Source organism: Streptomyces hundungensis (assembly GCF_003627815.1).
In the GTDB taxonomy this organism is placed as follows: Bacteria; Actinomycetota; Actinomycetes; order Streptomycetales; family Streptomycetaceae; genus Streptomyces; species Streptomyces hundungensis_A.
The window spans coordinates 6561427-6583113 of the sequence record NZ_CP032698.1; the positions used below are offsets into that span (position 1 = coordinate 6561427).

Sequence of the window (21687 nt, forward strand, 5' to 3'; positions counted from 1 at the left end):
GGGGCGGTCACGGCGCCCCCGGCGGGATGAAGGGCAACCCGGCGGGCGGGCCCTGCTCGATCAGGCGCAACAGGGCGTCGGTGTCGGCGTGTTCCTCGATCAGGTCGCCGAGCCGGTCGAGCTGTTCCTCGCGCAACACCCCGAACGAGGTGTCGGGCGCGGGCACGAACCGGCGGCCCGCGTCGCGCGCGACCCGTTCGAGGAAGCGCCGTCTGAACCCGTCGCTCTCCAGGGAGCCGTGCCAGTGGGTGCCCCAGACGGAGCCGACCCGGCATCCGTCCAAGAAGGCCTCGCCGCCCAGGACTTGGGCCACCCCGTGATGGATCTCGTACCCCTCGACGCGTTCGCCCAGGGCCTCGCCGACGGGCCGCGCCAGGGTCTTGTCGGCCGCGAACCGCACGCGTACGGGCAGCAGCCGAAGGCCGGCGACCGAGCCCGCCTTCGACTCGACGTCGTCCTCGATGTGCTCGCCGAGGAGCTGGAAGCCGCCGCAGATGCCGAGGACCGGGCGGCCCGCGGCCGCCCGGCGGGCAATTTCGGCCGCGAGGCCCCGTTCGCGCAGCCACTCCAGGGCGCGGACCGTGCCGCGGGTTCCGGGCACCACCACCAGGTCGGCGTCGAGGAGTTCCTCGGGCCGGTCCACGAACCGCACGACCACGCCGGGCTCGGCCGCGAGCGCGTCCACATCGGTGAAGTTGGACATCAGCGGCACCGCGCAGACCGCGACCCGCAGCACGTCCTCGCCGACCGGCGGCGCCACCACCGACTCCCGCACGGCCCCGCGCATCGAGACCCTGAGGCCGTCCTCCTCGTCGATGCCGAGGCCATGGGCGTACGGCAGGATCCCGTAGGTGTGCCGTCCGGTGAGGCCGCGCAGCATCTCGATGCCGGGCTCCAGAAGCGTCACGTCGCCCCGGAACTTGTTGACGACGTACCCCGCGACCAGCGCCTGGTCCTCGGGGCTCAGCAGCGCCGTCGTCCCGAAGAACGAGGCGAACACCCCGCCCCGGTCGATGTCGCCGACCACGACCACGGGCAGCCGCGCGGCCCGCGCGATGCCCATGTTGACGATGTCGGTACGCCGCAGATTGATCTCGGCCGGGCTGCCCGCCCCCTCGCAGATCACCGCGTCATAGGTGCCCCGCAGCTCCGCAAGGCACTCCAGGACGGTGCCGAGCAGCGCCTGCTGGCGTCCCCCGTGGTAGCCGCGGGCGCTCAGCTCGCCGACCGGCTTCCCCATCAGGACGACCTGACTGGAACGGTCGCTGCCCGGCTTGAGCAGCACCGGGTTCATCAGCGCGGTCGGCTCCACGCGCGCCGCCTGTGCCTGCATCGCCTGGGCCCGGCCGATCTCCGCGCCCTCGCGCGTCACGAACGAGTTGAGCGACATGTTCTGCCCCTTGAAGGGCGCGACCTTGACGCCCCGGCGCACCAGCCAGCGGCAGATCCCGGCCGTGACGACGCTCTTGCCCGCGTCGGAGGTCGTGCCCGCGATCAGCAGCCCGCCACCCATGTACGTCCCTTTCTCACAGCGGCCCCCGCAACCACGGCGCAGGCCAGCGTCAGCAGGCCCACCGTGCGCGAGAGCCGTACCGCACGTTCGATGTCGGCGACCTCGACGGGCCGCCCCGACGCGTTCAGGACCGGCCGGTGCTCGACGCGTCCCGCGTACGAGAGCGTGCCGCCGAGCCGTACGCCGAGCGCGCCCGCGAACGCGGCTTCCACGGGGCCCGCGTTGGGGCTGGGGTGCCGGTCGGCGTCGGCGCGCCAGGCGCGGAACGCGCCCCGGGTGTCGGGGCCCGCGAGCGCCGCGAGACCCGCGGTGACGCGTGCGCCGGGCCAGCCCGCCACGTCGTCGAGCCGCGCCGAGGCCCAGCCGTAGCGGCGGTACCGGGGCGACTTGTGCCCGACCATCGCGTCCAGGGTGTTGACCGCGCGGAAGCCCACGAGCCCGGGCACGCCCGCTAGCGCACCCCACACCAGGGCGCCGACGACGGCGTCGGAGGTGTTCTCGGCGACCGACTCGACGACCGCGCGCGCGATGCCATCGGCGTCCAGGGACCGCGGGTCGCGCCCGCACAGATGCGGGAGCCGCTCGCGGGCCACCTCCACGTCGCCCGCGGCAAGCGCGCCGCCGATGGCCCGCGCCTCACGGACGAGCGAGGTGCCGCCGACCACCGTCCAGGTGGCGGCCGCGGTCAGTGCGAAGGAGGCTGCGGGGCGGCCGCGTACGGCACGGGAGACCAGGGCCGCGGCGCCGGCGGCGCCACCCGCGCACACCAGGGTGTGCAGGGCGCCCCGGCCGCGGTGGTCGCGCCACAGGAGACGTTCGACGGCACCGGCCGCCCGGCCGAACGCGGCGACCGGATGGCCGCGGCGCGGATCGCCGAGCAGGAGGTCGGCGACGAGTCCGGCGGCGGCGCCGTAGGCGAAGGTGCGATCGGCCCGCATCCTCAGCGCGCCAGGGCGGGGCGGGAAGGACCGGCAGGGCTGGGCAGGCAGGCACACATGGCGGTATGTCCTCACTCAGGGTGTCCGCGCCCTGGTTCGACGTGACCGGCGGTGAGAGTTCCTGGCTCACGGGGATCTCTCCCCGGTGACAGTGGCGGGACCGCGCCGGATTCGCACCGGCTTCCTCTTCTGCCGCCGTAGCTGGCCGGTGCAGTCCACCACGCGCCGAGAACACCCGTCAACTTGCCGTTGACCTGCGGCGCGAGAGAGCGTGCGGCCGGGCATGCGACCGCCCTCCGGCGCGGGCCGGAGGGCGGTTCGGATGGTGCCCGTGGGTCAGGCGACGATCAGGAAGATCCCGTACGCGACGGCCGCCGCGCAGAGCGCGAAGCAGGCGTACGCACCCGTGCGGGCCACGGCCGTGCTTCCGGGGTTGCCGGTGCCGGAGGCCGCGGCCTCCCGCTTGGTGAGGCCCACGATGCCGAGGGTGAACAGGCCCACCAGGCCGACGGTCACCGCGAGGCTGACGCCGAACACGGAGCCGAGGGCTGCCCAGTCGATGTGCATGAGGATTCCTTAGCTGTGCCGGAGGACCGGGGTCAGACCGTCGCCGGGGTGGGCGGGTCGGCGGGGGCCACCGGGGCAGGGGCCGGGATGGTGGCTGTGAGGCCGGCGGTCGCGGCGGCCAGCGTCGGCGGCGGGGTGACCGCGGCGATCGCGGTGGTGATGACCCCGGCGGGCTCGGCCTGCGGGACCTCGCCGATCTCGTCCGCGGTGACGTTGTGGTGGTCGACCGGCTGGCGGCGCGACAGCTTCCAGATGGTGCCCGAGCCGGCGATCAGAAGGACGGCGACGGCGGCGATGCCCCAGGGGCCCTGCTGGGTGAGGAACTCCGCGCCCGCGCCGACGAGTGCGGCGGCCGGCAGCGTCAGGATCCAGGCGACGGCCATCCGGGACGCGGTGGACCAGCGGACCACCCCGCCCTTGCGGCCGACTCCGGCGCCCATGACCGAACCCGAGCAGACCTGGGTGGTGGAGAGCGAGAAGCCGATGTGCGAGGAGGCCAGGATGACGGTGGCGGCGGCGGTCTGAGCGGCGAAGCCCTGCGGCGGGCGGAGCTCGGTCAGGCCCTTGCCCATGGTGCGGATGATGCGCCAGCCGCCGAGGTAGGTGCCCATCGCGATGGCCAGGCCGGCCGAGACGATGACCCACAGCGGGGGGTTGGCACCGGGGTGCAGCACCCCGCCGGTGACCAGGGCGAGGGTGATGATGCCCATCGTCTTCTGGGCGTCGTTGGTGCCGTGCGCCAGCGAGACGAGGCCGGCCGAGGCGATCTGCCCGGCCCGGTAGCCCTTGGCGGTGGCCTTCTCGTCGGTGTTCCGGTTGATCCGGTACGTGAGCTTGGTGGCCAGCATCGCGGCGATGCCCGCGACGACCGGTGCGGCGACGGCGGGCAGCAGCACCTTGGTGACGACGGTGGAGCCGTTGACCGAGGACCAGCCCGCCGACATCACGGCGGCGCCGATGAGGCCGCCGAACAGGGCGTGCGAGGAGCTGGAGGGCAGTCCGAGCAGCCAGGTCAACAGGTTCCAGAGGATGGCACCGACCAGGGCCGCGAAGATGACCTCGGTGCGGATGCCCTTCTCGTCGATGATCCCGCCGGAGATCGTCTTGGCGACCTCCACCGACAGGAACGCGCCGAGCAGGTTGAGTGCGGCGGACATGGCGACCGCCGTCTTGGGCTTCAGGGCGCCGGTCGAGATGGTCGTGGCCATCGCGTTGGCGGTGTCGTGGAAACCGTTCGTGAAATCGAACACTAGAGCTGTCACGATCACAATCGCGAGCAGCAGCGTGATGTGTTCCATTTACCCAGGCAATCGTTCGACGTCAGTGGCGGGACGAACGTAAGTAACCTGAATGAACGGAAGGTGAACTGGGGCGGGCGCATCGGTGTCCGTAGCCCCTTGTTGTCCCCTTTGTTGTTCCCTGCCGGGCGCCGGGGCCGTTCAGCGCCCGGTTGCGAACCGCCTCAACTGCGCAAAACTCCCATAGAAGAGATTCTGGTCACCCGGCAGCCTCCCGCTGCCGCCGGCGTGCTGCCAGAACGTCCAGTAGGACCAGCCCGTCGGCAGCGCGCCCGGCGCGGCTGCGTACCGGGCCAGCCACAGCGCGTGGTCCGCGCCGAACGCCCGGCTGCGGCCGGTGCACTCGTTCCACCAGAGGGTCGTCGTGTAGATCACCGGCCGGCGGCCGGTGCGCAGCCGCACCTCGTCGCTGAACCCGGCGATCCAGTCGGTCATCGCGGCCGGGCTCAGTCCGTAACACGGCGCGCCGCTGCCGCCCTTGGCGTCCTTGCCGTACGGGTTGTGCTCCAGGTCGACGGCGGGCGGCAGCGTCCAGCCGTCGCCCGACCAGCCGCCCCCGTTGCGTACGAAGTAGTCGGCCTGGGCGCGGCCGGAGGACTGGTCGGGCACCGCGAAGTGGTAGGCGCCCCGGACCAGTCCGGCCCGCCGGGCGCCGCCGTACTGCTGTCCGAAGTAGGGGTTGCGGTACGACGTGGACTCGGTCGCCTTCACATAGACGAAGGAGGCTCCCCGGCTCTTCGCGGAGGCCCAGTCGACGTTCCTCTGGTGCGAGGAGACGTCGTGGCCGGCCGGTCCGGCGCTCGCCCCGGCCGGCACCGCGAGCGCCGCGGATCCGAGCGCCAGCAAGGCCGGCAACGCCGAGAGCGCGACCCGCACGCGCACCCGGACCCGACGCGGCAGCCGGGCGCGATCACGAGCCATCAATTCCCCCGAAACTCATGTGTACGGAACAAACCCCCCGGAGGCTAGCGAAGAGTGGCGCCCCACCCCCTGTCCCGGCCGCCCCCGCCTGGCAGGATCGCCCGCATGAGCGACGACGAGGCGGCCATCGCCGCCGCATGGGCCGAACTGATCGACACCGCGCGCAGGACGGCCGCGGAGGGTCTTGTGGTCGGCACCTCGGGCAATGTGTCGGTACGCGTCGGCGACCTGGTCCTGGTCACCCCGACCGGCGTCCCCTACGACCGGCTCGGCCCCGCCGACACCGTCGCCGTCGACCTCGAAGGCCGTCAGGTCAGGGGCGTGCTGCGGCCCACCAGCGAGATCCCGATGCACCTCGCCGTGTACCGCCACACCGACGCGCGGGCCGTCGTCCACACCCACGCCGTGCACGCCACCGCCGTCTCCACCCTGGTCGCCGAACTGCCCCTGGTCCACTACATGACGGCCGCGCTCGGCGGCCCGGTCCGGGTCGCCCCGTACGCCCTGTACGGCAGCGAGGAGCTGGCCGAGCACATGCTGCGCGCCCTGGAGGACCGCACCGGGTGCCTGCTGCGAAACCACGGGACCCTCACCTACGGAACCGGCCTGGCCCAGGCCTACGACCGCACCGCTCAACTGGAGTGGATGTGCCGACTCTGGCTCACCGCCTCCGCCCTGCCGGGCCGGGCGCCGTCGCTGCTCAGCAGGGACCAGCTCGACGAGGTCGCCGAGCGCCTGCGGGGCTACGGACAGCCCTAGCTCCGGGCCGGCCCGGCCCCGGACAGCTCTGGCCCTGGACAGCCCTGGCCTTGGACACTCCGGCCCCGAACGGCCCTGGCCCCGCCCCCGATGGGCCCCGCCCACTGGCATCCGGGCCCACTCGCCCCGAGACTGTACGAGTGCGTCCTGCAACCAAGACGGCAGCGGCCGTCACCACACTCCTCGGCGTCGGGGCGGCAGCGATCGTGGCCGGACGCCACGCCAGCGACGCCGCGCTCAAGGCGGCGCCCGGCCGCCCGCTGCCCGCCGACCCCCGGCTGACCGTGCACGCCACGGCCCCCGGCCGGATCACCCTGACCCGTTCGCTCGCCGCGCTGCGGCCCGGGGTGTACGGCCTGGAGGGCGAGGGGGCGCACGCCGTCGTCGGCGAAATCCTCGACGACGCCCCGCACACCGCCGACACCGTGGTGCGCCGCCTGGAACGGGTCACCCACGGCGCGCTCGTGGCGGGGGACCGGGTGCGGTTCACCCCGCAACTGCACCGCGGCACCCCGAGCACCGCCCTCGGCCTCGACCACCAGGACATCGAGATCACCGGCGAACTCGGGCCGCTGCCCGCCTGGTTGATGCCCGCGGTCCGCAGTACCTGGGTGATCGCGGTGCACGGCCTCGGCACCACCCGTGAACACGCCCTGAACATCGCGGAGTTCCTGCACCGCGCTCAGCTGCCCGTGCTGGCCCTCGCCTACCGCGGCGACGAGGGCGCCCCCCGCTCCCCGGACGGGCTCGGTCACCTCGGCGACTCCGAGTGGCGTGACGTCGACGCGGCGATCCGCTACGCGCTGCGCTCCGGCGCCCGGCGCGTCATCCTGCACGGCTGGTCCACCGGCGCCACGATGGCGCTGCACGCCGCCACCCGCTCCGCGCTGCGCGACCGCATCGAGGGCATCGTCCTCGACTCGCCCGTACTGGACTGGGAGTTCACCCTCAAGGCCCTCGCCGCGGCCCGCCACACTCCGGGCCCCCTGCTGCCGCTCGCCGTCCGGGCGGCCCAGGGCCGCACCGGCATCCACGGCGACCGGCTGAGGGAGGCCGTCGACCCCCGGGCACTGCGTGTCCCGACGCTGCTCTTCCACGGCCCCGACGACACGCTCGCGCCCTGGGGTCCGTCCCGCGAACTGGCCGACCGGCGGCCGGACCTGGTCACCCTGCACACCGTGCGGCACGCGCCGCACGCCTCGATGTGGAACGCCGACCCGACGGTCTACGAAGAAACCCTGCGGCGTTTTCTCACCCCTCTCATGTGACGCCGCGTCGGCTCCCCTGTGACGCTGCGTCGGCCCCGGGCGAGCACCGCTGATTCCGCTTGGAGTTTCGACCGGTCACCGGTGGGTGTGCGTCCAAGGGGCGACTCCCGGCCACCCGGCGGTCGGCCGCGGCCTGCGCCGACGGCGCGGGGCTGGTTCCGCTTCGGCCTCCGGTCCGGGCACGGAGTGTGTTCGTCCGGGTCCTCACGCCCCGATACCGGGCCCCGACCGGCGTTCGGGCCCGGCGAAGGCGGCCGGTTCCGTTTGGGCTTTCGGGCAGTGACCGGGAAGACTGCATGCGTGACGTCCCGGAAGCCTGATGAGAAGTTGCCGCGCGACTCCAGACTGCGGCTTGTCCGCGCTCCGCACCCGATGCAAGCCCGACCCCTTGCCGCCGCCCGCAGGGCCGTGACCGACCGGCGCACCCGGCCGGCCCCGCGCCCGCCCGCGGGCACCCCCGCCGCCGCCGAACTGGCCCGCCAGGCCAGAGCGGTGCTCTCCGACGCCGTACGTGTCGCCCGCTGGACCGAGGCCGAGCGCGCCCGCGGCGCCGCCCCCGCCCCCGGCCGGCCGGGCCCGCTGCCCGCGCCGGTCGCCGAGCGGGCCGCCGCCGCACTGGGCCTGACGCCCGCTCAGGTGCGGGCCGGCTGGGACCGGGCCCGACTCGCGGGCCTCGTCGAACTGCACGGCGCCACCGTGCGGCCGGGCTGGCGCATGCGCGCCTGGGACCGCGACGACGCGGCCGTGCTGCGCGGCTGGGTCGCCCTGTTCGACGCGTGGTCCCTCGTCCACCCCGCGCCGGAGGACTTCGCCCCGACCGCGGTCGCCGAGGTGGTCGAGGCCGTCCCCCAGGTCCTCTCGCTCCTCCAGCTCTCCAACGGGCCCGTGCTCATGCCGGCCCTGCTCGACCTGCTCGGGCAGCGGGTCGCCGAACTCCGCGAGGAACGCTGCGAGGTGCCCCTGGGCCCGCCGGCCGACCCGGTGTCCCTGCCGCCCCTCCTTCCCGCGCTGCTCGACTGGGCCCTGACCGGGCTCGCCGCGGTCGGCGCCCTCGTCCTCGGCCCGGGCCAGGCCACCTTGACCCCGCTCGGCAACTGGGCGGTCTGGGTCAAGCTGGAGCAGATCTGCGTCGCCGCCCAGAGCCCGGCCGGCAACATCGAGCAGCCCGCCGAGGACATGCTGCGCGGCTGCGCGGGGCTCACCCCGGGGCCGGCCCGCGCCGAGTACCGCGCCTGGACCGCCGCGCGCACCGTCACCAGCGCCGTCACCGAGCTCCTCGACGTCGCCCGGGGCGACGACGCCCTGCTGCGCGGGCTCGCCTTCGAGGCGCTGCGCGTGGTGGGAGCGCCCGCCGAGGCCGCGGTGCGCGCCGCCGCGACGGAGACGTGCCTGCGCCCCTACGCGCTGCTCTGGCTCGCCGAGCACGAGGGCGGCGATCCGGAGGACGTCCTCGGCGTGCTCACCCGGGAGGAGTCCACCTGGCTGTGGGTCGACACGGCCGCCGCCGTGGCCGACCACGGCGAGAGCGAACTGCTCGTACGCCACCTCGACTCCGCGGTGCAGGGCACGGTCCCGGCCCTGCTCGACGAGGTACGGGCCGTCGGCCACCCGCGCACCGTGCAGGTCCTGGTCGCCCTCGCCGCCGCCCACCCCGACCCGGCCCTCGCCAAGGCGGTCCGCCGCGCCGCCTTCCAGGTGCACAACGGTTCCGTATAGCGACGCGCGTAGCGGCCGCCTCCCCCGGCGGCCCGGGCTCACCGCGCGAACGTGTCGCAGCGGGCCATGTCGCCCGTCCGGTATCCCGTGTAGAACCACTGCTGGCGCTGCTGGGCCGAGCCGTGCGTCCAGGTCTCCGGGGTGACCCGGCCCTGGAACTTCTCCTGGATCCGGTCGTCCCCGACGGCCGCCGCCGCGTCCAGGCCGTCCTTGATGTCCTGGTCGGTGAGGCGGGAGATCAGCGGGCGACCGGAGGCCTTGTCCGGGGTGGTCGTCGCGTGGCGCGCCCAGACCCCGGCGTAGCAGTCGGCCTGCAACTCCACCTTCACCGCGTTGCTGTTGGCGCCCTGCCGCCCGTCCTGCGACTTCTGGAGGGTGCCCAGCAGGTTCTGGATGTGGTGGCCGTACTCGTGCGCCACCACGTACGCCTGCGCGAAGGGGCCGCCGCTGGAGCCGAACTTGGTGCGCAGCTCGTCGAAGAAGCCGAGGTCGAGATAGACCTGCCGGTCACCCGGGCAGTAGAAGGGGCCGACCGCCGAAGTGGCCGCCCCGCAGGCGGTGTTGACCCGGCCGGTGAAGAAGACCGTCTGCGCGGGGGAGTACCTGCCGCCGCGCCGCGGAAGCTCCTGGCTCCAGTAGTCCTGCACGCTGTTGACCACCGCCACGATGCGGCAGTCGTCCTTGGTGTTGGCGTCCGAGCCGGTGCGGCAGCTCTGGTTCACCTGGGCCTGCGACGACGAACGCGCCCCCGGCGCGGTGTCGCCCGAGGAGAGGCCGAGCTGCTCCGGGCCCACCCCGAAGAACAGGCCCAGAAGCAGCGCGATGACACCGACGATGCCGCCGCCGACGGTGGCCCGGCCCCCCGGGATCCCGCCCCGCTCGTCCTTGACCTCGGAGGTGTCCAGACCGGCGTCGTCGTCGAACTGCATGGGCGCACCACCGTCTGTTCCACCGGGGCGGTCAGGGCGGCCGGGCCGCGCATGATCACCCCGAGTATCAAAAGGTCACCCCGAGTATGGGACAGGTCATTGCGCTACGCCTGTTTTGTTGCCCCGGCCGATACGCTCGGCGCGTCATGGACCGGACCCGTCTCGCGCTGACCGCGATCGCCGCCGTACTCGCTCTTCCGCTGGTCACCGCGGCCCAGCACGCCGACCGGGCCCCGTACGGCGACCACTTCCACCACTTCGCCACCTCGTCGACCGGCCCGGTGGAGGTACGGATCCGGGGCGCGGCCGTCGAGGCGTACGACCGGGGCACCGGCGCGCCGCGCTGGACGTACGACAGGCGGGGCAGCCGGCCGCTCGCCCTGTTCCGCGCGCCCGGCCACACCGTCGCGCTCTGGGCCGACGGCATGGTCACGGACACGGACACGGACACACATACGGACACGGGCACGCACACCGGCACCGGCACCGGTAGAGACAGCGATGCGCGCCGGGTCCGCTGGCATCGGGCGGTGCCCGGCCTCGGCGCCTGGCTGGCCGCCTCGCCCGCCAGCGCCGCCGGGGTGCTCCAGCCGCTCGACGAGGACGCCACCATGCTGGCCGTCGTCACCCCCGAGCGGATCAGCGCCTTTCGGTCCGCCGACGGCGATCTGCGCTGGCTGCTGCCCGCGCGCGAGGGATGCGCCTTCGACCCGGCGCGCACGGCGCACACCGCGGGGGTGCTGCTGCTCGGGCGGCCGTGCCGGGGCTCCCGCTCCTGGAGCCAGGAACTGGTCGCGGTCGACGACCTCGGCGAGATCACCCCCGGACGCACCCCGCTGGGCAACGATCTCCCCGGTGGGCGCCGTGCGGACGGCGGCGGAAACCGGGTTGCACGGCCCAGTTAGAATTGGCCCATGGCAATTCTCCTCGTGCATTAGGCGGCGTCGACCTCCACGCCCTCCGCCGCCCGCCGCCCCCCTTCGGGGACGCGCCGCGCGTGGCGCCTCATGACGTCCCGTCCGCCGTCCATACCGCCCTGGAGTCTTTCCGTGATCACCGCCACCGGCATCGAGCTGCGCGCCGGCGCCCGAGTCCTCATCGAGTCCGCTTCCTTCCGTGTCGCCAAGGGCGACCGCATCGGCCTGGTCGGCCGCAACGGCGCGGGCAAGACCACCCTCACCAAGTGCCTGGCCGGTGAGGGCATCCCGGCCGCCGGCACCATCACGCGCTCGGGCGAGGTCGGCTATCTGCCGCAGGACCCGCGCACCGGCGACCTCGAGGTGCTGGCCCGCGACCGCGTCCTGTCCGCCCGCGGCCTCGACGAGGTGCTGCGCAAGATGCGCGAGAACGAGGAGCGCATGGCGAACGGCAAGGGCGCCACGCGCGAGAAGGCGATGAAGAAGTACGAGCGCCTGGAGACCGAGTTCCTCACCAAGGGCGGGTACGCCGCCGAGGCCGAGGCCGCCACCATCGCCGCCGCCCTCGGCCTGCCCGACCGGGTGCTCGGCCAGCCGCTGCACACCCTCTCCGGTGGTCAGCGCCGCCGCATCGAGCTCGCCCGGATCCTCTTCTCGGACGCCGACACCCTGCTGCTCGACGAGCCGACCAACCACCTCGACGCCGACTCCATCGTCTGGCTGCGCGACTACCTCAAGACGTACCGCGGCGGCTTCATCGTGATCTCCCACGACGTCGACCTCGTCGAGACGGTCGTCAACAAGGTCTTCTACCTGGACGCCAACCGCGCCCAGATCGACGTCTACAACATGGGCTGGAAGCTCTACCAGCAGCAGCGCGAGGCCGACGAGAAGCGCCGCAAGCGCGAGCGCCAGAACGCCGAGAAGAAGGCCGCGGCCCTCAACTCGCAGGCCGACAAGATGCGGGCCAAGGCCACCAAGACCGTCGCCGCGCAGAACATGGCCAAGCGCGCCGAGCGGCTGCTCTCCGGCCTCGAGGCGGTCCGCGTCTCCGACAAGGTCGCCAAGCTGCGCTTCCCCGACCCCGCGCCCTGCGGCAAGACGCCGCTGACCGCCGAGGGCCTCTCCAAGTCGTACGGCTCGCTCGAGATCTTCACCGATGTCGACCTGGCCATCGACAAGGGCTCCCGGGTCGTCATCCTCGGCCTCAACGGCGCCGGAAAGACGACCCTGCTGCGGCTGCTCGCCGGGGCCGAGAAGCCGGACACCGGCGAGGTCACCCCGGGCCACGGCCTGAAGATGGGCTACTACGCCCAGGAGCACGAGACGCTCGACCCGGAGCGCACGGTCCTGGAGAACATGCGCTCCTCCGCGCCGGACCTGGACCTGGTCGAGGTCCGCAAGACGCTCGGCTCGTTCCTCTTCTCCGGGGACGACGTCGACAAGCCCGCCGGAGTCCTGTCCGGCGGCGAGAAGACCCGTCTCGCGCTCGCCACCCTGGTGGTCTCGTCCGCCAACGTCCTGCTGCTCGACGAGCCGACCAACAACCTGGACCCGGCCAGCCGCGAGGAGATCCTCGGCGCGCTGCGGACGTACAAGGGCGCCGTCGTCCTGGTCACCCACGACGAGGGCGCCGTCGAGGCGCTCCAGCCCGAGCGCATCATCCTGCTGCCTGACGGCGTCGAGGACCTGTGGGGCCCGGACTACGCGGACCTGGTCGCCCTCGCCTGACCGGCCCGGGCCGGTGTCCTGGGGTGGGATCGGTGGATGATCCATCCGCTGATCCACTCGCTCTGGATCATTCGGCTCAGACGTGATCCTCAATCTGAGTGAGTGCGTCTCGTACCCCCGGTGTGTTCGGTACGCGATCAAGGTCCGCCCCCTGCGGGACGGGCCTTTTTCCGTGTGTGACCCGGAACACAGCGCTGACCTGGCGCTTCGTCTCGACTTTCGGGCCGGGATATGTCCGCGCCCAGTCGGAATGTGAGGTTCCGCCCCCGCGGTCCACCATCCGGGCTCCCAAGCTTGTTGGACGGACCTTGCCGAATGGGTGGCCAGGAAGCGCGGAAGGGGTGATCATGAGAAGTCCAGAGCGCACTTCCCATGAGGAGGCACGGGTGGCCGAGACTCTGAAGAAGGGCAGCCGGGTAACCGGCGCCGCGCGCGACAAGCTCGCGGCAGACCTGAAGAAGAAGTACGACTCCGGTGCGAGCATCCGGGCGCTGGCCGAGGAAACCGGCCGGTCCTACGGATTCGTCCACCGGATGCTCAGCGAGTCCGGGGTCACTCTCCGTGGACGCGGCGGAGCGACACGGGGCAAGAAGGCCACCTCGGTCTGACCGAGGCGGTTCGGACGGCTTCTGTGGCCCCCCGGGTCCGGTGGTGGCCACCCGGTCGGCCGTGCGGTCGACCGGGTGGTTACTGTGCAGTCACTTAATGACCGCCGAGGCGGTCGTTCACTGACGGCCACTGACCCGGAGGCGCCCCATGGCTACGCCCGCATCCGTACATGAGGTATTCGACAAGGACGGCGTCCGGCTGTCCGTCGACGACGCGGTCGCCACGGTGACCCTGACCCGTCCGGCCAAGCGCAACGCCCAGTCTCCCGCTCTGTGGCGGGCGTTGACAGAGGCCGGACGGTCGCTCCCGGGCAGCGTGCGCGTCGTCGTGCTGCGCGGCGAGGGCAAGTCCTTCTCCGCCGGCCTCGACCGCCAGGCCTTCACCCCCGAAGGCTTCGACGGCGAGCCCTCGTTCCTCGACCTCGCGCGCGGTTCCGACGCGGAACTCGACGCGGTCATCGCCGAGTACCAGGAGGCGTTCACCTGGTGGCGCCGCAACGACATCGTGTCGATCGCGGCCGTCCAGGGGCACGCCATCGGTGCCGGCTTCCAGCTCGCCCTCGCCTGCGACCTCCGGGTCGTCGCGCAGGACGTGCAGTTCGCCATGCGCGAGACCAGCCTCGGTCTCGTCCCCGACCTCACCGGCACCCACCCGCTCGTCGGGCTCGTCGGATACGCCCGCGCGCTGGAGATCTGCGCGACCGGCCGGTTCGTCGGGGCCGAGGAGGCCGAGCGCGTCGGCCTGGCCAACCTCGCCGTGCCCGCCGATGAACTCGACTCGGCCGTAAGGGACTTGGCGGGTGCGCTGCTGTCCGCGCCGCGTGACGCCGTGGTCGAGACCAAGGCGCTGCTGCGCGGCGCGAGCGGGCGCGGCTACGAGGAGCAGCGGGTCGCCGAGCGGGCCGCCCAGGCCAGGCGCCTGCGCGACCTGGCCGGCCTCGCCGACTGACGCCCCGCCCCCGGGGGCCCAGCGCGCCTTGTTCGGCTCGCCCTCGCCGACTGGCGACCTGCTCCGGGGGCCCGCCGCGCCTTGTTCGGCTGGCCCTGCCGGGCCTCGCCGACTGGCGCCCCGCCCGGGGGCTCGGCGCGCCTTGTTCGGCCTCGCCGACCGACGACCTGCTCCCGGGGGCCCGGCTCGCCCGGCCCGGCCTCGTCCTGTCCGACCCGCCTGTCCGGGCCACCCCGCCCGGCCCGGCCTCGTCCTTCCGACCCGCCTGTCCGGGCCGCCCCGCCCGGCCCGGCCTCGTCCTTCCGACCCGCCTGTCCGGGCCGCCCCGCCCGGCCTCGCCCCGCGCGGCCCGTCAGCCCGCCCAGGTGACCAGGACCCCGACGGAGGCCGCCTCCGGCACCGCCCGCGCCACCGCGTTCCGTACCGCGCGCGCCACCTCCAGGGGGTGGCCCGTCGTGGCCAGCTCCACGCGGATGTGGTCCTCGGTGAGCTGCACCGGCGGGCCCAGCTCGGCCGTCAGATGCGCCACGCCGGGGGTGGTGAGCGCGGCCGTCGCCGCCTTCGTCGCGGGCGGCTCGGCTGGGCCGGGCGGGGGACCGCCGAACGGGGGAACCGGAAGGGCGTCCACCAGGGCCGTCACCTGGAGATCGACGTCCGAGACGTCGAGGCCGAGCCGGGCGTCCGCCGCCGCGAACAACGCCTCGCGCAGGCTTTCCGTCAGCTCCGGCAGCGGCCGCCCGCCCAGCGCCTCCAGCCGCGCGGTGAGCCGCAGCGGCCCCGGCGGCAGAGCGCTCGGGGGCGCCGGGACCAACGGCTCCGCCCGGCCCTCGGGGTCCGCCGGCGCCAACCGCAGCGACGTCACGGCGAGCTCCGGCAGCGCCGCCGCCACCGCCCCCAGCACCGAGACAGCCGCCCGTTCGGAGATCCACACCCCGTCCTGCGGACCGCCCAGCGCGAGTAGTCGACCCAGACCCAGCCGGCGGCGTACCCCGGCGCTCCACGCATCACCCGTCATTCCCCCAGCCTGCCGCATCGAGGGCGCGAGTCGGGGCAACCGCACTTAATGTGGGCAATGGAGTCCAAGCGCGAAGGGACGAACTTACATGAGCGACACCACCGCACAGCGCAGGCCCGGCGCCCCCGGGAACGGACCGTCGGGCGAAGCGGCCGACCAGGCCCAGAAGACCTCCGTGACCAAGCGGGGCGGCGCGGCGGACCCCGGAGGCCGGGGCCGCACCACCATCGCCGACGGCGTCGTGGAGAAGATCGCCGGCCTCGCCGCGCGGGACGTCATGGGCGTCCACGCCATGGGCAGCGGCCTGTCCCGTACGTTCGGCGCGGTCAGGGACCGGGTGCCGGGCGGAGGGAAGTCAGCCGCCACGCGCGGGGTGAAGGCCGAGGTCGGCGAGGTGCAGACCGCGCTCGACCTGGAGATCGTCGTGGAGTACGGCGTGTCCATCGCCGAGGTGGCCCGCGATGTGCGGGAGAACGTCATCTCCGCCGTCGAGCGGATGACCGGACTCGAGGTCGTCGAGGTCAACATCGCGGTCAGCGATGTGAAGCTGCCCGACGAAGAGGACGAGGAACCGGAATCCCGCCTCCAGTAACGCGTACGGCAAGCAACGCCTGACGGCTTCGCCGCAGGTCCAGCACGGACACGACGCATTCGTCCAACCGAGGAGTTCGGCATGAGCATGGCGGTGGTGGGTCTGATGGCCGGCATGGCACTCGGCTTCGCCGGATACTTCGGCGGATTCGGGGCCTTCCTGCTGATCGCGGCGCTCGGCGCCATCGGCTTCGTGGTGGGCCGCTTCGTGGACGGCGACCTCGACCCCGGAGACTTCTTCCGCCCGCGTGACCGCGGCGACCGGCGGCGCTGACCCATGGCGGTGGCCGCACGGATCGAGCCCGCCGAGCGCGGAGCCACCCGGATCGCCGACCGGGTGGTGGCGAAGATCGCCGCACGGGCGGCCAGGGAAGCCCTGGACCACGTCCCCGAAAACGGCGCCCCACCTCGCGCCTCCGTCACCGTTCACCACGACTCGGCGCGGGTACACGTCAGTGTCGAACTCGGTTACCCCGGCGACCTCGGCGGCCAGTGCGGCGCGGTACGCCGCCAAGTCGCCGAGCGCGTACGGGCGTTGGCGGGGATGGAGGTGCCCGAAGTGGCGGTGCGGATCGAGCGTCTGCACGCGACGGACGCGGGCGGGAACCGGGGGAGGATCCGATGAGCGAGCCGTACGAAGGCGACCACAACACCCAGCGGCTGCCCGTGATCGAGCAGGGCGCCCACGCGGACGAACCCGGGCTCGGCCAGTCGGCCTCGGCCGCCGACTACGCCGCCGTGCCGGTCCTCGCGGACGGCGCGGGCGGCCGGGCCGGGCGCTTCTGGTCCACGCGGCGCGTGCCCTCGGGCCTGGTCGCCCTGCTGATCCTGGCCGCCGCGGGCCTCCTCCTCTACGACGTCGCCTCCGTACGGGCCCACCGCTCGGCGATGCGCTGGCGCTCCGGGCTCGCCGGCTGGCTGGCCGACCACCCGGTCGACGACATCGCGGTCCTCGCCGGCGCGGGCGCCATCGCGCTGCTCGGCGTCTGGCTGATCGTGCTCGCGGTCACCCCCGGTCTGCGCAGCATCCTGCCGATGCGGCGCCGGTCACCGGCCGTACGCGCCGGACTCGACCGGGACGCGGCGGCGCTCGTGCTGCGCGACCGGGCGATGGAGGTGGCCGGCATCCAGTCGGCGCGGGTCCGCATGGGGCGCACCCGGGTCGTGGTGCGGGCCCTGTCGCACTTTCGTGAACTCGACGACGTACGGGCCGACTTGGACGCGGCGCTGGGGGCGGGCATCCGGGAGCTGGGCCTTGCCGGGCCGCCCGGGCTCGCGGTCCATGTGAGCCGCCCACAACGGAAGGGCTGAGCCATGCTGAGGACGGTCAACCGGGTGGTGCTCGGCCTCGCGGGGCTCGTGCTGCTCCTCGCCGGCGGTGCGGCCCTGGCCGCCGGACTCGGCCTCGACGTGCCGTCCTGGTGGCCCTGGGGCACCAAGCACGACGTACTCCTGAGCCGGTCCCGTCGCATCCGCTGGCACGAGCAGGACTGGTGGTGGCCGGTCGTGATCGCGGTGCTCGCGCTCACCGTCCTGCTCGCCCTGTGGTGGCTGCTTGCCCAACTCCGTCGCGCCCGGCTCGCCGAGGTCCTGGTGGACTCCGGGGACGGGGAGGGGGCGCTGCTGCGGGGGCGGGCGCTTGAGTCGGTGCTCGCGGGTGAGGCGGAGGGGCTTGACGGGGTGGCCCGGGCCCAGGTCGTACTGGTCGGCCGGCGGGCCGCGCCGGCCGCGCGGGTCGCGCTGCTCCTTGAGCCGCATGCGCAGCCGGGGGAGGCGCTGGGGCGGCTCGAGGGGGAGACGCTCGCGCATGCGCGGGACTCGGCGGGGCTCGCGGAGCTGCCGGCGGAAGTACGCTTCCGCTCCGTCAAACACCGCCCCCGCCGCGTCAACTAACCCCGGCCCCCCCCTCCTTGGGGCTCCGCCCCAAACCCCGCACCGCGCCTAAAGGGCGCTCGGCACCGAGTAGTTAGGGGCGCGGGGAACTGCGCGCCCAGCCACGCACGATCCGCAGCCGAAAGGGGAGCGCCCTGGGGCTCTGCCCCAGACCCCGTTCGCGCCTTAAGGGCGCTCGTCCTCAATCGCCGGACGGGCTGAGGTTGCCCACGCTGGCCCGCACCGAGCATTTAAGGGGCGCGGGGAACTGCGCGCCCAGCCACGCACGTTTCGCGGTTGGCAGGCGGCTCCCCCCCCGGCCCCCCCGCCCCCCGGAGGGCACCCCCTCAGAACCCCCTCCGACCCCCCCATCCACCGGCACCATCACCCCGGTCAAATACGACGCCGCAGGCGACAGCAGAAACGCCGCCACCCGCCCGAACTCCTCCGGCGCCCCGTAGCGCCGCAGCGGAATGCGGGACTCGTTGGCCGCGCGAGTCGCCTCCGCGTCGCCGGACAGTTCGTCGAGCTGGCGTACCCGGTCGGTGTCGATGCGGGCCGGCAGGAGGCCCACCACGCGGATGCCGCGCGGCCCGAGTTCGTCGGCCAGGGATTTGGCGAAGCCCGCCAGGCCCGGGCGCAGGCCGTTGGAGATGGTCAGGCCGGGGATCGGTTCGTGGACGGAGCCGGACAGGACGAAGCCGATCACCCCGCCCTCCTCCAGCTCTTCGGCCGCCGCCCGGGCGAGACGGACCGCGCCGAGGAACACCGACTCGAAGGCCGACTGCCACTGCTCGTCGGTGTTGTCCGCGACGAAGCCCGGCGCCGGACCGCCCACACTGATCAGCACCCCGTCGAAGCGCCCGAAGTGCCGCCGCGCGGTGGCGATCAGCAGGGCCGCCGACGCCGGGTCGGCGTTGTCACACGCCAACGGGAGTGCGCCGGGGCCGAGTTCAGCGGCGGCCGCGGCGAGCGTCTTCTCGTCACGGCCGCTGACGACAACCTTCGCGCCGTCGGCGACGAGTGCGCGGGCGGACGCCAGGCCGAGGCCCCGCGAGGCCCCGGTGACGACGTACACACGGTCCTTCAGTCCAAGATCCATGCCGCCTATCCTGCCTCGTCCTCGCCGTCCGGCTCCAGTGCGCAGGCGGTGGCGACCAGGCCGATGTGGCTGAAGGCCTGCGGAAAGTTGCCGAGATGGCGCTCGGCCCCGGGGTCGTACTCCTCGGCGAGCAGCCCCACGTCGTTGCGCAGGGTGAGGAGCCGCTCGAACAGGTCCCGTGCCTCCTTCACCCGGCCGGTCAGGCGCAGCGCGTCCGCCAGCCAGAACGAGCAGACCAGGAAGGTGCCCTCGTCGCCGGGGAGCCCGTCCACGGTCGTGTCGTCGGTGCTGTAGCGGCGTACGAAACCGCTGCCGCCGAGCTCGGCGGCGACCGCGTCGACGGTACCCACCACGCGTGGATCGTCCGGCGGCAGGAAGCCGACCCGGGGGATGAGCAGGGTGGCCGCGTCCAGCTCCTGCGAGCCGTACGCCTGGGTGAAGGTGTTGCGGACCGGGTCGAAGCCCTTCTCGCACACCTCCCGGTGGACCTCGTCGCGCATCTTGCGCCAGCGCGCGGCGTCCCCGCGCAGCTCCGGTTCCGCCTCCAGGGTGCGGACCGCGCGGTCGGCGGCCACCCAGGCCATCACCTTGGAGTGGACGAAGTGCCGGCGCGGCCCGCGCACCTCCCACAGGCCTTCGTCGGGTTCGCGCCACCGCGCCTCCAGGAAGCCGAGCAGACTGAGCTGGAGGTTCCAGGCGTGGGACTCGCTGTGCAGACCCGCCTGGCGCGCCAGATACAGCGAGTCGATGACTTCCCCGTACACATCGAGCTGGAGCTGCTCGACGGCCGCGTTGCCGATCCGTACCGGCGCGGATTCCAAGTGGCCTTTCAGCCACGGCAGTTCGACCTCGGGGAGCCTGCGCTCGCCCGACAGGCCGTACATGATCTGGAGGTCGGCGGGGTCCCCGGCGACGGCGCGCAGCAGCCAGTCACGCCACTGCGCCGCCTCGTCCAGATAGCCGGCCGAGAGCAGCGCTTCGAGGGTGAGGGTGGAGTCGCGCAGCCAGCAGTAGCGGTAGTCCCAGTTGCGGATGCCGCCGAGCTCTTCGGGCAGCGAGGTGGTGGGGGCCGCCACGATGCCGCCGGTGGGGGCGAAGGTGAGCGCCTTGAGGGTGATCAGGGAGCGGATCACGGCTTCCCGGTAGGGCCCCTGGTAGCGGCAGCGGGCCGCCCACTCCCGCCAGTCGGCGAGGGACTGCTCCAGCGCCTCGTGCGGGTCGATGAGGTCGGGGCGCGGTTCGTGCGAGGGGTGCCAGGTGAGGACGAAGGCGACCTTCTCCCCTTTGTCGACGGTGAACGAGGAGCGCGTACTCATGTGCTGGCCCCACGTCTTGACCTCGGGTTCGCTGCGCAGCCACACCGAGTCGGGGCCCGCGATCGCCACCCGGTGCCCGTCCGAGCGCCGCATCCACGGCACCACATGGCCGTAGTCGAAGCGCAGCCGAAGGACCGACGACATCTCGACGGTGCCGCTGACCCCCTCCACGATGCGCACGACGTCGGGCGCCGTGTCGCGCTGCGGCATGAAGTCGATGACCTTCACCGTGCCGGAACGCGTCTCCCAGTAGGTCTCCAGGATGAGCGAATCATCCAGATAGGCGCGCCGGGAACACTGCCCGAAGAGGCCGGCCTCGGTGGGGGCGATCCGCCAGTGGCCGTTGTCCTCGTCACCGAGCAGCGCGGTGAAGCAGGCGGCGGAGTCGAACCGGGGCAGACAGAGCCAGTCGACGGATCCGTCGCGGCCGACCAGGGCCGCGGTCTGGAGATCGCCGATGAGGGCGTAGTCCTCGATGCGTTGAGTACGTTGGGTCACGCCAAGGCGTCTTCCCGGCCGGACAATTCGCTAAGCAGTCGCGGGCTCGGGCGCCACCACCGGCGCGGCGGCCGCGGCCTGGCGCTCCTGCTTCTCACGCCGTACGAGGATGAACCAGCCCACCGGCACCGCGGCCGAGAACAGCCACCACTGGACGGCGTACGCCATGTGCGGGCCGATCGAACTGTCGTCGGGGGCCGGGATCAGCTCGGGGGAGCCGTCGACGGGTTCGGGCCCGGTCTGCTCGATGTAGCCGCCAAGGACGGTACGCCCGAGGGCCTTCGCCTGCTGGGCGCTGCTGATCAGCATGACCTGGCGGGGCGGCAGGCCCTTGACGTCCTTGATGCCGCTGGCCGCGGTGGTCTGGTCGGCCATCAGGCGGCCGGTGACGGTGACCTTTCCGGCGGGCGGCGGGGGGATCCTGGGGAAGGAGCTCTGGTTGCCGTTGTCGGCGATCCAGCCCCGGTTGACCAGTACGGTCGGGCCGCCACCGTCGAGGACGAACGGGGTGAGCACGTGGTAGCCGACCCGGCCGTCGGCCGCGGTCCTGCGCCGCACGACGACCTCGTGCGCGGTGTCGTAGCTGCCGGTGGCGGTGACCCGGCGCCAGTAGTCCGCGTGCGGGACGGTGTGGCCGGGGGAAGTGAGGTCGGTCACCGGGACCGGCCGGGACTTCAGGTTGTCGGCGATGATCGTGTTCTGGGCGACCTTGTGCTCGTGCCGGTGCAGCTGCCAGAAGCCCAGCTCGATCATCGTGGGGATGAGAGCCAGGGCCAGGAGGGTGACGAGCACCCACTGCCGGGACAACAGGAAGCGGTACACCCCATGACCGTACAACTCGGGTCATGGGGTGCGCCGCGTGGGGTGGCGGGAAGTGCCGGGTGGGGCGGCGGGAAGGAGGGGGGAGGGGGTGGTCAGACCTTGTCGACGATGCCCGCCTTTCCCTCCGCGCGGGCGCAGTGCGCTCCGCAGTACCACGCGCCCTCGACCTCGACCCCCTGGCCGATGATCTGGACCCGGCAGTGTTCACAGATGGGCGCCATGCGGTGGATGGCGCACGAGAAGCAGTCGAAGACGTGCACCGCGCCCTGCGCGTGCACCTCGAAGGACATCCCGTAGTCGTTTCCGCAGACCTCGCAACGTGCCATGCGCCACAGGGTGGGCTCTGGGCGGCGCGGG

Annotated in this window: 22 protein-coding genes, 1 pseudogene and 1 riboswitch; of the genes and pseudogenes, 12 read left to right on the forward strand and 11 right to left on the reverse strand. The window is 73.3% G+C overall.

What is annotated here, in order from left to right; all coding sequences use genetic code 11:
• Positions 1-7 precede the first annotated feature (7 nt).
• The 5 genes from DWB77_RS29060 to DWB77_RS29080 form a co-directional block, all read right to left on the reverse strand.
• The gene (locus DWB77_RS29060; protein WP_120724587.1) at positions 8-1513 is read right to left on the reverse strand and encodes a cobyric acid synthase; all 1506 of its coding nucleotides are present in this window, start codon (positions 1511-1513) and stop codon (positions 8-10) included.
• The gene (locus DWB77_RS29065) at positions 1495-2451 is read right to left on the reverse strand and encodes a cobalamin biosynthesis protein (RefSeq protein WP_120724589.1); all 957 of its coding nucleotides are present in this window, start codon (positions 2449-2451) and stop codon (positions 1495-1497) included. The genes DWB77_RS29060 and DWB77_RS29065 overlap by 19 nt, the downstream gene beginning before the upstream one ends.
• A gap of 96 nt (positions 2452-2547) precedes the next feature.
• Positions 2548-2686: riboswitch (cobalamin riboswitch) on the reverse strand.
• Between the two features lie 101 nt (positions 2687-2787).
• Positions 2788-3018, reverse strand: coding sequence for a hypothetical protein (locus DWB77_RS29070; RefSeq protein WP_120724591.1), 231 nt, complete (start codon positions 3016-3018; stop codon positions 2788-2790).
• A 32-nt stretch (positions 3019-3050) separates the two neighbouring features.
• Positions 3051-4316, reverse strand: coding sequence for an inorganic phosphate transporter (locus DWB77_RS29075; RefSeq protein ID WP_120724593.1), 1266 nt, complete (start codon positions 4314-4316; stop codon positions 3051-3053).
• A 141-nt stretch (positions 4317-4457) separates the two neighbouring features.
• Positions 4458-5237, reverse strand: coding sequence for a lysozyme (locus DWB77_RS29080; RefSeq protein WP_120724595.1), 780 nt, complete (start codon positions 5235-5237; stop codon positions 4458-4460).
• A gap of 105 nt (positions 5238-5342) precedes the next feature.
• On the opposite strand from DWB77_RS29080, the gene DWB77_RS29085 reads away from it, so the two are divergent.
• The 3 genes from DWB77_RS29085 to DWB77_RS29095 all read left to right on the forward strand — a co-directional run bounded on the left by DWB77_RS29085 (position 5343) and on the right by DWB77_RS29095 (position 8980).
• Positions 5343-5996: a class II aldolase/adducin family protein gene (locus DWB77_RS29085; RefSeq protein ID WP_120724597.1), complete on the forward strand. Its 654-nt coding sequence runs from the start codon at positions 5343-5345 to the stop codon at positions 5994-5996.
• A gap of 140 nt (positions 5997-6136) precedes the next feature.
• The gene (locus DWB77_RS29090) at positions 6137-7264 is read left to right on the forward strand and encodes an alpha/beta hydrolase (RefSeq protein ID WP_120724599.1); all 1128 of its coding nucleotides are present in this window, start codon (positions 6137-6139) and stop codon (positions 7262-7264) included.
• Between the two features lie 372 nt (positions 7265-7636).
• The gene (locus DWB77_RS29095; protein ID WP_174248641.1) at positions 7637-8980 is read left to right on the forward strand and encodes a hypothetical protein; all 1344 of its coding nucleotides are present in this window, start codon (positions 7637-7639) and stop codon (positions 8978-8980) included.
• A gap of 38 nt (positions 8981-9018) precedes the next feature.
• Here the strand turns inward: DWB77_RS29095 and ypfJ are convergent, their stop codons facing one another.
• Positions 9019-9909, reverse strand: coding sequence for a KPN_02809 family neutral zinc metallopeptidase (gene ypfJ, locus DWB77_RS29100; RefSeq protein ID WP_120724602.1), 891 nt, complete (start codon positions 9907-9909; stop codon positions 9019-9021).
• Positions 9910-10055: 146 nt separating this feature from the next.
• On the opposite strand from ypfJ, the gene DWB77_RS29105 reads away from it, so the two are divergent.
• From DWB77_RS29105 to DWB77_RS29120, 4 genes are all read left to right on the forward strand, one after another.
• Entirely contained in the window at positions 10056-10814 is a 759-nt protein-coding gene (locus tag DWB77_RS29105; protein ID WP_120724604.1) for a hypothetical protein, read from the forward strand.
• Between the two features lie 144 nt (positions 10815-10958).
• Positions 10959-12557, forward strand: coding sequence for an ABC-F family ATP-binding cassette domain-containing protein (locus DWB77_RS29110; RefSeq protein WP_120724605.1), 1599 nt, complete (start codon positions 10959-10961; stop codon positions 12555-12557).
• A 386-nt stretch (positions 12558-12943) separates the two neighbouring features.
• Positions 12944-13165, forward strand: coding sequence for a helix-turn-helix domain-containing protein (locus tag DWB77_RS29115; RefSeq protein ID WP_216826872.1), 222 nt, complete (start codon positions 12944-12946; stop codon positions 13163-13165).
• Between the two features lie 148 nt (positions 13166-13313).
• Positions 13314-14114, forward strand: coding sequence for an enoyl-CoA hydratase/isomerase family protein (locus tag DWB77_RS29120; RefSeq protein WP_120724607.1), 801 nt, complete (start codon positions 13314-13316; stop codon positions 14112-14114).
• 352 nt (positions 14115-14466) lie between these two features.
• Here the strand turns inward: DWB77_RS29120 and DWB77_RS29125 are convergent, their stop codons facing one another.
• A complete protein-coding gene (locus DWB77_RS29125; RefSeq protein WP_246033676.1) occupies positions 14467-15129 on the reverse strand; it encodes a hypothetical protein in 663 nt (220 codons plus the stop codon).
• 88 nt (positions 15130-15217) lie between these two features.
• On the opposite strand from DWB77_RS29125, the gene DWB77_RS29130 reads away from it, so the two are divergent.
• The 5 genes from DWB77_RS29130 (at position 15218) to amaP (ending at position 17613) form a co-directional block, all read left to right on the forward strand.
• Positions 15218-15721: an Asp23/Gls24 family envelope stress response protein gene (locus tag DWB77_RS29130; RefSeq protein WP_120724611.1), complete on the forward strand. Its 504-nt coding sequence runs from the start codon at positions 15218-15220 to the stop codon at positions 15719-15721.
• A gap of 81 nt (positions 15722-15802) precedes the next feature.
• Entirely contained in the window at positions 15803-15994 is a 192-nt protein-coding gene (locus DWB77_RS29135) for a hypothetical protein (protein ID WP_120724613.1), read from the forward strand.
• A 3-nt stretch (positions 15995-15997) separates the two neighbouring features.
• Complete coding sequence (locus DWB77_RS29140; protein ID WP_120724615.1) at positions 15998-16345, forward strand: iron-sulfur cluster assembly protein; 348 nt, start codon at positions 15998-16000, stop codon at positions 16343-16345.
• Positions 16342-17031 (forward strand): DUF6286 domain-containing protein, encoded by a 690-nt coding sequence (locus DWB77_RS29145; protein ID WP_120724617.1) that lies wholly within the window; start codon positions 16342-16344, stop codon positions 17029-17031. The genes DWB77_RS29140 and DWB77_RS29145 overlap by 4 nt, the downstream gene beginning before the upstream one ends.
• 3 nt (positions 17032-17034) lie before the next feature.
• The gene (gene amaP / locus DWB77_RS29150) at positions 17035-17613 is read left to right on the forward strand and encodes an alkaline shock response membrane anchor protein AmaP (protein WP_120724619.1); all 579 of its coding nucleotides are present in this window, start codon (positions 17035-17037) and stop codon (positions 17611-17613) included.
• Between the two features lie 331 nt (positions 17614-17944).
• Here amaP and DWB77_RS29155 read toward each other — a convergent pair.
• The 4 genes and pseudogenes from DWB77_RS29155 to DWB77_RS29170 form a co-directional block, all read right to left on the reverse strand.
• Positions 17945-18694 (reverse strand): annotated as a pseudogene (locus tag DWB77_RS29155) (SDR family oxidoreductase); the annotation flags it as partial.
• 5 nt (positions 18695-18699) lie between these two features.
• Positions 18700-20508, reverse strand: a complete 1809-nt coding sequence (locus tag DWB77_RS29160) for a glycoside hydrolase family 15 protein (RefSeq protein ID WP_120724623.1) — start codon at positions 20506-20508, stop codon at positions 18700-18702.
• 30 nt (positions 20509-20538) lie between these two features.
• Positions 20539-21330, reverse strand: a complete 792-nt coding sequence (locus tag DWB77_RS29165; protein ID WP_120724625.1) for an SURF1 family cytochrome oxidase biogenesis protein — start codon at positions 21328-21330, stop codon at positions 20539-20541.
• Between the two features lie 92 nt (positions 21331-21422).
• Complete coding sequence (locus DWB77_RS29170) at positions 21423-21656, reverse strand: hypothetical protein (protein WP_114036065.1); 234 nt, start codon at positions 21654-21656, stop codon at positions 21423-21425.
• Positions 21657-21687: the final 31 nt, after the last annotated feature.